At 52.0% G+C, this 10,817-nt stretch carries 10 protein-coding genes and 1 pseudogene; 2 read left to right on the top strand and 9 right to left on the bottom strand.

Annotated features, from left to right (window positions below):
- Positions 1–277: 277 nt before the first annotated feature.
- On the top strand, positions 278–1,582 hold the full coding sequence (locus G5B42_RS11335) for a helix-turn-helix domain-containing protein (RefSeq protein ID WP_181340583.1): 1,305 nt from the start codon (positions 278–280) through the stop codon (positions 1,580–1,582).
- Here G5B42_RS11335 and G5B42_RS11340 read toward each other — a convergent pair.
- The 8 genes from G5B42_RS11340 to G5B42_RS11375 form a co-directional block, all read right to left on the bottom strand.
- The gene (locus tag G5B42_RS11340) at positions 1,569–3,236 is read right to left on the bottom strand and encodes a sensor histidine kinase (RefSeq protein ID WP_181340584.1); all 1,668 of its coding nucleotides are present in this window, start codon (positions 3,234–3,236) and stop codon (positions 1,569–1,571) included. The genes G5B42_RS11335 and G5B42_RS11340 overlap by 14 nt on opposite strands.
- Positions 3,233–3,907, bottom strand: a complete 675-nt coding sequence (locus tag G5B42_RS11345; protein WP_181340585.1) for a response regulator transcription factor — start codon at positions 3,905–3,907, stop codon at positions 3,233–3,235. The genes G5B42_RS11340 and G5B42_RS11345 overlap by 4 nt, the downstream gene beginning before the upstream one ends.
- The gene (phoU, locus tag G5B42_RS11350; RefSeq protein ID WP_181340586.1) at positions 3,904–4,557 is read right to left on the bottom strand and encodes a phosphate signaling complex protein PhoU; all 654 of its coding nucleotides are present in this window, start codon (positions 4,555–4,557) and stop codon (positions 3,904–3,906) included. Before phoU ends, G5B42_RS11345 begins: the two co-directional genes overlap by 4 nt.
- The gene (gene pstB / locus G5B42_RS11355) at positions 4,557–5,306 is read right to left on the bottom strand and encodes a phosphate ABC transporter ATP-binding protein PstB (protein ID WP_181340587.1); all 750 of its coding nucleotides are present in this window, start codon (positions 5,304–5,306) and stop codon (positions 4,557–4,559) included. The genes phoU and pstB overlap by 1 nt, the downstream gene beginning before the upstream one ends.
- 26 nt (positions 5,307–5,332) lie before the next feature.
- Positions 5,333–6,208 carry a phosphate ABC transporter permease PstA gene (gene pstA, locus G5B42_RS11360; protein ID WP_181340588.1) on the bottom strand — a complete coding sequence of 292 codons (876 nt, stop codon included), beginning with the start codon at positions 6,206–6,208 and terminating at the stop codon, positions 5,333–5,335.
- Entirely contained in the window at positions 6,208–7,062 is an 855-nt protein-coding gene (gene pstC / locus G5B42_RS11365; protein WP_181340589.1) for a phosphate ABC transporter permease subunit PstC, read from the bottom strand. The genes pstA and pstC overlap by 1 nt, the downstream gene beginning before the upstream one ends.
- Before the next feature lie 85 nt (positions 7,063–7,147).
- The gene (locus G5B42_RS11370; RefSeq protein ID WP_181340590.1) at positions 7,148–8,005 is read right to left on the bottom strand and encodes a substrate-binding domain-containing protein; all 858 of its coding nucleotides are present in this window, start codon (positions 8,003–8,005) and stop codon (positions 7,148–7,150) included.
- A gap of 165 nt (positions 8,006–8,170) precedes the next feature.
- The gene (locus tag G5B42_RS11375) at positions 8,171–8,383 is read right to left on the bottom strand and encodes a DUF4180 domain-containing protein (RefSeq protein ID WP_231133547.1); all 213 of its coding nucleotides are present in this window, start codon (positions 8,381–8,383) and stop codon (positions 8,171–8,173) included.
- Between the two features lie 77 nt (positions 8,384–8,460).
- Here G5B42_RS11375 and G5B42_RS11380 point away from each other — a divergent pair, with 77 nt between their 5' ends.
- Positions 8,461–10,611, top strand: coding sequence for a two-component system response regulator (locus G5B42_RS11380; protein ID WP_181340592.1), 2,151 nt, complete (start codon positions 8,461–8,463; stop codon positions 10,609–10,611).
- Here G5B42_RS11380 and G5B42_RS12025 read toward each other — a convergent pair.
- Positions 10,576–10,817 (bottom strand): annotated as a pseudogene (locus G5B42_RS12025) (SLC13 family permease); the annotation flags it as partial. The gene G5B42_RS11380 and the pseudogene G5B42_RS12025 overlap by 36 nt on opposite strands.

Raw genomic sequence — 10,817 nt, forward strand, 5'->3', positions numbered from 1 at the left:
CAAAAATTCTTTCTACAACCGAAAGGATTTTTTCTTCTACTAAACGAACTAAATCCATGAGGAACCTCGACCTCCTTCGGGGGGTATTCATTCTTGCCGAATGTGAGGTTCCTCTTCTCTTTTTGTAAAGATATCTCCTCCATAAAATCTACAGTAATTTTACACTAACTGTACCGGCTTATAGTGCTATAGGTATTGAAAAATATCCGCAAGACAGGAAATGTTTTCACCTTCCGCGTAGTGTATACTGAAACCACCGGACGGAGGGAGGGAGACCATGCCATACCTCGAGGTCATCAAAGCCGCCCTGGACTACATCGAGGAAAACCTAAAAACCCGGATTACAGCAGAGGAATTGGCGCAGCGGGCCAATTATTCCACCTATCATTTCTGCCGTTTATTCTCCATGGTGACAGGTTCTTCGGTGGCGGGCTACATTTTAAAGCGCCGTCTTGACCACGCGCTGGCCGAAATCGCCGGAGGCCGCCGGGCCATCAAGGTGGTACTGGAATACGGCTTTGATACTTATGCCGGGTTTTACAAGGCCTTTATCAAGATGTATGGTTGCTCCCCCCGCCAGTACCTTCGTCTTTATCAAGGACATCAACCGACAAAACCGGAGGTGGTTAAGGTGTATACCGAAAAAGAACTACGGAAAATTTTAGCCAATTGGGCGATCCCGGAAAATCTACCCGTCCGCGATCTCTACCGCACGGACGGCGCCAAAGTTTCCGGCAAGGTTTGGCAGGTAGGAGAAGATTATCTTTTGAAAGCCGGCGACCGCGGGAAAATGATGAAAAACCTGAAAATAGCCAAAGCCCTGCACGGGCAGGGCTTTGCCTCTTCCCTCCCCGTCCCCACCAAAACCGGGCATGATTATTGGGAAGAGCAAGAGGTATTTATTCTCACGCGCGGTTTAAAAGGCGGCCCTCTGCCCAAAGCCGAGCGTTTTGGCGCCAGGCGGGTCAAGTTTGCCGAGGAATATGGCCGGAGCATCGCCAGACTCCACAAGGCGCTGAAGTCCATCCAGAAGGAGCTTTTATGCGATGAGGTAAATCTCGATCAGCATGTGCGCGCGTGGGCCCTGCCGAGTGTGGAACGGCAAAACATCCAGTGGCGGATGGGGCTGGCGGACAGCTTCTTTCAGGACTTTGGCGAAGGCTTTGGTCTTCTCTATGCCAAGCTGCCGAAACAACTCATTCACCGGGACCCCAACCCTTGCAATATCCTGTTTGACGGTGAGACGGTCAGCGGGTTTATCGATTTTGAGCTGAGTGAAATTAACATTCGCTTATGGGATGTCTGTTACTGCGCAACGGGAATCTTATCGGAAAGCAGCGACGAAGCCTATGCGCAATGGTTGGAGATCCTCGGCAGCATCCTTAGGGGTTACGACCGGGAGGAAAGACTGACCCCGGAAGAAAAAGAGGCCGTCTTCTATGTGATCTGCGCCATTCAGATGGTTTGTATCGCTTTTTTTGCCGGCCATGACCAGTACGAGGAACTTGCCAAAACCAACCGCCGGATGCTCCAATTTATCGTTGCCCGGAAAGATAATATTAATCAGCTCACTCGCTTCTGAAAACCACCGTCACCGCGGTCCCCTTTCCCGGCTCGCTGTCGAGTTCAAGCCGGGCCTGATGCAATTCGGCGCCGTGCTTGACAATGGAAAGGCCCAGCCCCGTCCCGCCGGTCGCCCGGGAATGGGATCGGTCGATCCGGTAAAAGCGTTCAAAGATCCGGCCTTGGTGCTCCCGGGGGATGCCGAAACCGTTGTCCTGAACGGTCAAACGGACTTCTCCGGCGGCCGCGGCGACCTTCACTTCCACCCGGCCTTTTTCCCAATTGTATTTAATGGCATTATCGCACAGGTTGTAGACTATGTCCTCAAGAATGGGCCTGACCCCGGAGACGACCGCCCTTTCCCCGCTGACGGAGAGACTAATCTGTTTTTCCTGGGCCAACGGGGCGAGTCGCCCCGCCACTTCTTGCGCCAAGGCCAATAAATCAATCTTCTCCCAGGGAAGCTGGAGATTTTGCTCATCCAGCCGGGAGAGTTTAATGGTATCTTCGACCAGCCGGAGGAGATGCCTGGCTTCCGCATAGATGCGGCCGGCGGCAGCGGCCATATCTTCCGGTTTTACCATGCCGTTCTTCATCAGTTCGGCATAACCCAGAATGGAGGTGAGGGGTGTTTTGAGCTCATGAGAGACATTGGCCGTAAACTCCCGGCGCATTTTTTCCGCGTTATGTTTTTCCGTAATGTCCAAAATGAAGAGAATCACCCCCCGGACCTGTTGCCCGGCCAGGACCGGACTGGCCAGCAAATCAAAGGTATTTTCCCCCTTCGTCAGAGTATCTTCATAGGGTTGCCCGCCCAGCGCCGCCGCCACGGCTTTTTGCAGGGGGATGCTCCGGTTGAGGGTTGAGAAATGCCGGTTAAGATTTTCACCAGCGCCAACTCCAAAAATCGCCGCGGCGCTTTTATTAAGCGACAGGATCTGTCCCTTGCTGTTTAAGATAATGATTCCTTCCCGGATATTTTCCGTGATGGCGTTGAACTCTTCCTGCTTCTCCCGGAGCTTTTGGAATTGCCTTGCGATCTCCTCCTTTTGCCTGGCCATCCGGGTAAGCAAGGGGGATAATTCATCATAAACCTCATTGGCCAGCGGCTCGTCCAAATTCAGGTTGTTGAGGGGGACAATGATCTTCCCGGTCAACAGGTTGGCCAGGAGCATGGTGAGGGCAAAGACCGGCAATAGCATCAGGGCGATATAGGGGAGCAATCCGAAAACGGCTTTGAAGACACTGTGGATGGAGGCGGACACCCGGAGCACGGTTCCGTCCGTCAGGCGTACCGCCCGGTAAAAGGTCTGGGTCCCAAGGGTTTTCGAAAGATGGACCGCCTCCCCGGCCCCGTCCCGCAACGCCGCCATGATTTCCGGCCGGTTGCCATGGTTTTCCATGCCGGCAGGCTCCGCCCGGTTATCAAACAAGACCGTCCCATCCTCTGCTACCCAGGTGATTCTGCTGGTAGTATCCTCCATGGCCAGCTTGGAAAAGTCCAATGGCCCGTTCTGGTTGTAACTGGCCGCCAACAAAAGCGCTTCATTCCGGATTTCCTGTTGCATGCGGCGGTAGAATTCCCGGTAGATCACCCCGGTAATCAGCAAGGAAGTACAGAAGATCGTGACGAGCGCCAGCAAAAGCATGCTTTGGTAAATCCGCTTTTTCATGTTTCTCCTCCAATTTTGTAGCCAACCCCCCGGACTGTTTCAATCACGGAACCGGCTGCACCAAGCTTTTGCCGGAGGGTTCGGATATGCACATCCACGGTCCGGGTTTCCCCTTGGTAATCATAACCCCACACTTCCTGCAGGAGCTGATCCCTGGTCAGCACAATCCCTTTGTTTTCCAACAAATATTTGAGGAGCATAAATTCCTTCAGGGTCAGCGTCACTTCCCGCCCGTCAACCAGGACAAGGTGGCGCGCCACATCCATCATCAGCCGGCCGGCGGTTAATTCGCTGGGGTTGACCGGCTGACCCGCCCGGCGGAGAACCGCTTTCACCCGGGAAAGGAATTCCATAATCCCGAAAGGCTTGGTGATATAATCATCCGCCCCGCTGTCCAGGCCGACCACTTTATCATATTCGGCGCCCTTGGCCGTGATCATGACGACGGGAATCGCCCGGGTGCGCGCGGAAGCCTTGAGGCGTTTTAGGATGGTAAGGCCGTCTTCGCCGGGGAGCATAATATCAAGGAGGATCAAAGACGGCAAAGCATTCTCCAGGGCGGCATAAAAAGGCCCGCTTTCACTGAAACCGCGTGCTTCATAACCGTTGACTTTTAGGGCATAAATGATGAGCTCCCGGATGCTGCTGTCATCTTCCACACAATAGATCATTTCCCCACCCCGTTTCGATGCCGGCCGGTGATGGCAAACTCAACCCATTCGGCGATATTGGTGGCATGGTCACCGATCCGCTCAAAATACTTGGCGATCATGATCAGGTCAATGGCAAATTCGCCGCTTTTGGCATCTTTGTTGATTAGCCGGATCAAATCTTTTTTTACCTGAATAAACAACTCGTCAACCACATCATCGTACTCGATGACCGCTTTGGCCAGCTCCAAATCCTGCCGGACAAAGGCATCGATACTGCCGGTCACCATCTTAATCGTGGCTTCCGCCATCGCGGCGATGGGTTTGGTCTCCGGTGCCGCCTCAATCTTGGCCTGTATAGTGATCTCCGCAATATCGCCGGCTTGATCGCCGATGCGTTCCAGATCGGTGATCATTTTCAACGCCGACGAAATCTGCCTTAAATCCCTGGCCACCGGTTGCTGCTGGAGGAGGAGCTTCAGGCAGAGTCCTTCAATCTCCCTTTCCTGCTGGTCGATTTCGACATCGGCCTCCAGCGCCTTTTTAGCCAGGGCAAGGTCATTATTTAGCAAAGCCTTGACCGCATTGGCGATGGCTTCTTCGCAGAGGGCGCCCATCCGGATCAGCCGGGTTTTCAAGAGTTCCAGTTGTTCATCGAATTTACTCCGCATTACCCGTACCTCCCCGTGATATACTCCTCCGTCCGTCGATCCTTCGGCATGGCGAAGAGCTCCTCCGCACTGGCATATTCAATCAGTTCGCCTTGGAGAAAAAAGGCGGTAGCGTCGGCGATCCGCACGGCTTGTTGCATATTATGGGTAACAACGACTATAGTATATTTCTTTTTTAATTCGCCAACCAGGTCTTCAATCTTGGCGGTGGAAACCGGATCCAGGGCCGAGGTGGGTTCATCCATCAGCAACACTTCCGGTTCTACCGCCAACGCCCGGGCAATGCAGAGCCGCTGCTGCTGGCCGCCGGAGAGCTCCAGGGCGCTTTTTTTGAGGCGGTCCTTCAACTCCTCCCAAATCGCCGCCTGCCGCAAGGAGTACTCAACGATCTCATCCAATCTGATTTTGCTGCGGATGCCATGGGTCCGCGGGCCGAAGGCCACATTATCATAAACGCTCATCGGGAAGGGATTGGGCTTTTGAAAGACCATCCCCACCCGTTTCCGCAGGAAGTTTACATCCATCTCCCCATAAATATTTACGTTATCCAAAAAAACCGCTCCGCTGATCCGGCAACCCGCCACCAGCTCATTCAAGCGGTTCAGGCTTTTGAGCAGCGTTGACTTTCCGCAGCCGGAGGGCCCAATCAAAGCGGTAATTACGTTTGCTTTGATCGTCATGTTGATTTGTTTCAAGGCCTGAAAATCTCCGTAGTAGACATCAAGGTTTTCGATGCGGATTTTATCCATAAGGCCTCCCTTCTCCTTTTATGGCATTAAACTTTTCCCAGCTTTTTACCGGCCAATTCCGAGAGCCAGTTGATTAAGGCCACCATCATAAACAGAACAACCGCGGTGGCCGCTGCCTGGTTGACATGCAATCCCTCGCTGGCCAGGGCAAAGAGGTGGACCGCCAAGGTGCGGGTGGAGTCGAAGAGAAAGTCCCTGCCCCCGGGTATTTCGGCAACCGTGCCGGCGGTATAGATCAGGGCCGCCGTCTCGCCGACCACCCGGCCGATCCCCAGGATGACGCCGGCCAATATTCCGCGCGCCGCCGAAGGAAGCACAATTTGAAAGACGGTCCTTAACTTACCGGCACCCAGCCCGTAGCTGCCTTCCCGGTAGGCCGCGGGGACTGCCTTCAGGGCTTCCTCCGCCGTCCGCATGATCAGCGGCAAAATCATCATGGCCAACGTGAAGGCGCCGGCCAGCAGCGACATTCCCCAACCGAGGGCGGTGACAAAAAACAGCAGACCAAAGAGGCCGTAAACAATTGAAGGGATCCCGGCCAAGGTCTCGGCGGTAATCCGGACCATCCCAACAAACCCATTTCTTTTCTGCGCATATTCCACCAGGTAAATGGCGGCAAAGATGCCAACCGGCGCGGCCAGAAGCAGCGCGATCAAGGTCATCAGCACCGTATTGATCAGCGCGGGCATTAGCGACATGTTCACAGTATTATATTTCCACGCAAAAAGCCCGGGTTTGAGGTGGGGGATCCCCTTGATCATGATATATCCGGTTAAAAAGAGGAGACTTCCGAGCGTGAGCAGAGCGGCAGCCATCACCAGGAGAAACAAAAGAAGGGACAGAGGGCTACGCTGGTAGGCGTTGAGCTTGCACCGTAATGACCTTTTATAGCTCGCTTCCATCAACCCGCCCTCCTTTTCAGAAAGGATAATCCTAAATTGAGCAAAAGAATGAAGGCAAAAAGCACCACCGCGGTGGCAATCAAGGCCTCCCGGTGCAGGTCCGCCGCATAACCCATTTCCAGCACAATGTTGGCCGTCAGCGTCCGGACGCCTTTCAGCAGTCCGGCCGGCATTCTGGCCTGATTCCCGGCCACCATGACGACGGCCATGGTCTCGCCGATCGCCCGGCCGACGCCGAGGACGACCGCCGTCATGATCCCGGATTTGGCGGCCGGCAGTTCAATAAAGAAGATACTCCTTTCCCGGCTCGCCCCCAGGGCCAAACCGCCTTCGTAATAGCTTTGCGGCACCGCCCGGAGCGCCGCTTCGCTGACACTGGTAACCGTCGGCAAGATCATCAGGCCCAACAGAAGCGAAGCCGTCAAGATGCTGTGGCCGGTCCCCCCAAAAGTATCACGGATCAGGGGCACGAGCACAACCAGGCCGAAAAAGCCGTACACGACGGAAGGGATTCCGGCCAGCAGGTTGATGGCCGGCTTGAAAAAACGGTACAATTTGGCTGGACAGTACCGGGCCATGAAGATGGCGGTCAGGATCCCGACGGGAACCCCGATCCCGGCCGCGCCGGCGGTCACAGAGATGCTGCCCAGGATCATCGGAAGGATCCCGTAGGCCGGCGGCACATTATTTGGCTTCCAGCCTCTCCCCAGTAAAAAATCGAAGACCCCGATTTTAACCATCGCCGGAATGCCGTTGCGCAACAAGAACAAACAAATGAGGAGCACCGCCAGGATAGAGGTACCGGCGGCCATAAGGAAGATTCCTTGCATGATCCTTTCCTGGTATTTCCCCATCAATTTCCACTCCTTATCAGCTGGATCCGCCCGCTTATGGTTTAACCCGTACGGCAACGGCCGGGCCCGGTAGCCAGCGTGCGCGCTACTCGGTAATCTGCGCCCAAGAGGTGATTTCCCCTTTGAAAATCTCTCTAATTTGCTCGCTGGTCAGATTAGCCACGGGATTTTCCTTATGCACAATCACCGCCAGCCCGTCGAGGGCGATCACGGTCGCCTGCAGTCTTTTTCGTTCGTTTTCCTTCAGTTCGCGGGAGGCCATCGCAATCTCGCAAGTTCCTTCGATGGCCGAGTTTAGACCGGTGGTGGAATCACTGAGCTGAATTTCTATTTCGGCCTTGCTGTTCAATTGCAAGTAAGCTTCTTTCAACTTTTCCATCACCGGTGTGACCGAGGAAGAGCCCGCCACCCCTATTTTCCCTGCCGGTCGGGTGCCGCGGTAGGGCTCTCCTGATCCGGCGGCAAGATAACCAAGGTCTTCAATTATCTTTTGCCCGTCGCTGCTCAGGATAAAGTCGATAAAATCCCGGGTCAATGCGCTGGTCTCGGCTTTAGTGGCGATATTGAACGGCCTGAAGACTTTGTAAGATTTATTTTTAATATTCTCCACGCTTGCTTCTACCCCATCCACTTGCAAAGCCTTGACGGTGTCATCCAGCGCACCCAGGGAGATATAGCCAATGGCATTTCTGTTCCCCGCCACCGTTGTCATGACCGCCGACGTACTGTTAACGACAATCGCTTCGTCGGTGGTCCGGTCTGCCTTATGGCCGGAAGCGTCCTTTTCCTCAAGGCCAAAAAGTTCAATAAAGGCGCCTCTGGTCCCGGAACCGTCCTCCCGGGAGACCACAACAATTTTGTCATTTTTTCCCCCACCGGTGCAGCCGTTGAGGAAAAGAGTAAGCAGAATCCCCGCCAGCACAATCCCTTTTCCCATTTTCATGCCTTTAACTCCTTTTCTTTAATTTTTTGGTCAGTCCAAACTTACCGTACCTAAGTTAAAGGCAAAGACAATCTTAAGTAAAATCTAAATAAAATCAATTAAAACAAACGCCGGAGGGCAAGGAAGAAACTGGCCCTCCGGCAGCTACGAATCCCTCGTTTTCGCTCAGCGGTTTAAAATCCAGTTTTCCGCTTCCTCTTTACTGCTGAATACCTTAAAACTGTTTCCCCGGTTGGCTTCGGTGATGAATTCCCTGAACTTGCCCTTCACTCTTTGCTGATCCGCCATGACAAGTGCCACTTTTAGCCCGTAATTGCTGAACTTTTGCAGGACACTCCCGGCCAAACCCGTCCGGAGGTTAAAAAAGTCCTCCGGCAAGGTGAAGTAAAATTGGATAAAAATTTGCCGATATTTTATGTAAGAAAAGAAGTCATTAACAAGAGCGAGGTTTCACCATGTTAAAGATTTTAGTTGTCGACGACTCGGTAATGGACAGATTCATCATCAAGAGGGCGTTAAGCGAATATTGTGTCTTGACGGCCGTTGACGGTCTGGAAGCTATGCGTGTGCTTAAAGAGGATGAGGGGATTAACTTGCTCATTCTTGATCTTGATGTGCCCAAAATGAACGGGTTTCAGGTTCTGAAAGCCCTGCCAAAAGAGGGGCGCTTCAGGAAGCCGCGCACCATAATCCTAACCGATGTTGCCAACTGGGAAAACGAAAGCAAGGGCTTGAAGCTTGGCGCCGTAGACTTTATCCGGAAACCAATCCACATGGCCTCCTTAAAAGCCAGGATCGATCTGCACGTGGCGCTTTTCCGCGCCGAGCAGGGGTTGGTGAAAGAACGGAAAACGATTGAAAAAGCATTGCATGAGAGCGAGCGAAGTAAAGCTGTTTTCCTTTCCCACCTCCCGGGACTCGCCTACCGTTGCAATTATGATCCTGACTGGACAATGCAGTATGTATCCCAGGGCTGTTTTAACCTCACCGGTTATCCCCCGGAGAGCCTGCTCTATAACAGAGATTTGTCTTATAATGACCTCATCTCCCCCGAATACCGCGAAGCTTTATGGAATGAATGGAAACGAATTTTACCCGCTAAGCAGCCGTTTAAATATGAATACGAGATTATCACCGCTACCGGCGAGCGGAAATGGGTTTTGGAACTGGGCCAAGGGATCTACAACGAACAGGGTGAAGTGGAAGCGCTGGAAGGAATCGTGCTTGATATCTCCGACCGGAAAGCAATTGAAAACACCCTGAAATACCACAATGAGCATGATCGATGGACCGGGTTACATAACCGCGATTATCTGGTATCGTTACTGGAAAGGGATATCAAGCTAAAGAAAGGTATAAAAAAAGCCCTTATCGAGATCAACTTGAGCATGGTTCAACTGATTATCGCCAATTATGGGTTCCAGTATAGTCAGAATCTGATCAAAAAAGCTGCGGAGGCTCTGCGTCAGTATTGCACCGAAAACCGCCTCCTGTTCCACGCACGTGAGAGTCGCTTTATCTTCTATCTTTTTGACTACCAAGACCAAAACGAACTTCTGGACTTCAGCAATGTCATCGCCGAAACTTTAGAATCCCTTTTTGTAACCGAAAGAATTGGCGGCGGGATCGGAATTCTCGAAATTGAGCCGGATCAAGACGAAACCAACATTGATTTACTCCTGAGCAAGCTCCTGATTGCCTCCGAAAAGTCGGTCAGCTTGTTCGGGAAAGACTTTGCGATCTGTTTTTACGACGAAGAGCTGGAAGCTTCCGTTAACCGCGAAAGGGATATTGTGGAAGCGCTTAGCGCGATCGCCGCGGATCGTAAAACCGATAATCATTTGTTTTTGCAGTACCAACCGATTTTGAGTCTAAAAACCGGAAGAATCTGTGGCTTCGAAGCGCTGGCCCGCTTAAAGACCGCCAAACTCGGCCTGGTGTCCCCAGTTGAATTCATTCCGATCGCAGAGAAAACAAAGTTCATTCTGCCCCTGGGGGAAAAGGTAATCGTTAAAGCCTTTTGTTTTTTAAACAAACTCAAGGAGCTTGGTTATGATGAAATTGGCGTATCAATCAACATTTCCATAATCCAGCTTTTGAACCCCACCTTCGCAAACAGACTGTTTACGTTAATAAAAGAGATGGAGGTCAACCCGGAGAACGTCGCCATTGAGCTCACCGAATCGGTCTTTGCTTCCGATTATGACTCCATCAATAATGTTATTGCCCATCTGAGGAAAGCGGGAATCCAAATCGCCATTGATGACTTTGGCACGGGTTATTCCTCACTGGCCAGAGAAAAAGAGCTAAAAGTCGATTGCATGAAGATCGATAAATATTTCATCGATAAGCTGTTGGGGGTTGATCCGCATAATGCAATTACCAGCGATATTATCTCAATCTCACATAAACTGGGGCATTGTACAATTGCCGAGGGTGTAGAACACGATCTCCAACTGGAGTATTTAAAAGAACACGACTGCGACCGGATCCAGGGCTATTTGATCAGTAAACCGCTGGATGAGGATGACGCGATTAAGTTTTTAGAACGCAATTGCACCCCGACCCGCTCAAACGAAAAGGATGGTACAGACCATAACGGCTAAAAAGAACAGATTTAACAGGGTAAAGACGGCTAAATATTTGCCCGGGCGCGCGCCTTCCACCCGGCTGTAGAGTTTGTACGATATCACGCTCGCCAGAGAAGCGATTAACAGTTGAGTCCATATAATGGTGTAAAAATGGTTTTCTGAAAAAATAGGAGAGCCATTAACAAATTCCTCAGTTAGAATAGAAGTTGGACAAACCAAAA

The organism is Capillibacterium thermochitinicola, assembly GCF_013664685.1.
Lineage (GTDB): Bacteria > Bacillota > UBA4882 > UBA10575 > UBA10575 > Capillibacterium > Capillibacterium thermochitinicola.

Bases quoted from the DNA above. Each gene is read 5' to 3' on its own strand.
- G5B42_RS11335 (WP_181340583.1), top strand. From the start codon at position 278: ATGCCATACCTCGAGGTCATCAAAGCCGCCCTGGACTACATCGAGGAA.
- G5B42_RS11340 (WP_181340584.1), bottom strand. From the start codon at position 3,236: ATGAAAAAGCGGATTTACCAAAGCATGCTTTTGCTGGCGCTCGTCACG.
- G5B42_RS11345 (WP_181340585.1), bottom strand. From the start codon at position 3,907: ATGATCTATTGTGTGGAAGATGACAGCAGCATCCGGGAGCTCATCATT.
- phoU (WP_181340586.1), bottom strand. From the start codon at position 4,557: ATGCGGAGTAAATTCGATGAACAACTGGAACTCTTGAAAACCCGGCTG.
- pstB (WP_181340587.1), bottom strand. From the start codon at position 5,306: ATGGATAAAATCCGCATCGAAAACCTTGATGTCTACTACGGAGATTTT.
- pstA (WP_181340588.1), bottom strand. From the start codon at position 6,208: ATGGAAGCGAGCTATAAAAGGTCATTACGGTGCAAGCTCAACGCCTAC.
- pstC (WP_181340589.1), bottom strand. From the start codon at position 7,062: ATGGGGAAATACCAGGAAAGGATCATGCAAGGAATCTTCCTTATGGCC.
- G5B42_RS11370 (WP_181340590.1), bottom strand. From the start codon at position 8,005: ATGAAAATGGGAAAAGGGATTGTGCTGGCGGGGATTCTGCTTACTCTT.
- G5B42_RS11380 (WP_181340592.1), top strand. From the start codon at position 8,461: ATGTTAAAGATTTTAGTTGTCGACGACTCGGTAATGGACAGATTCATC.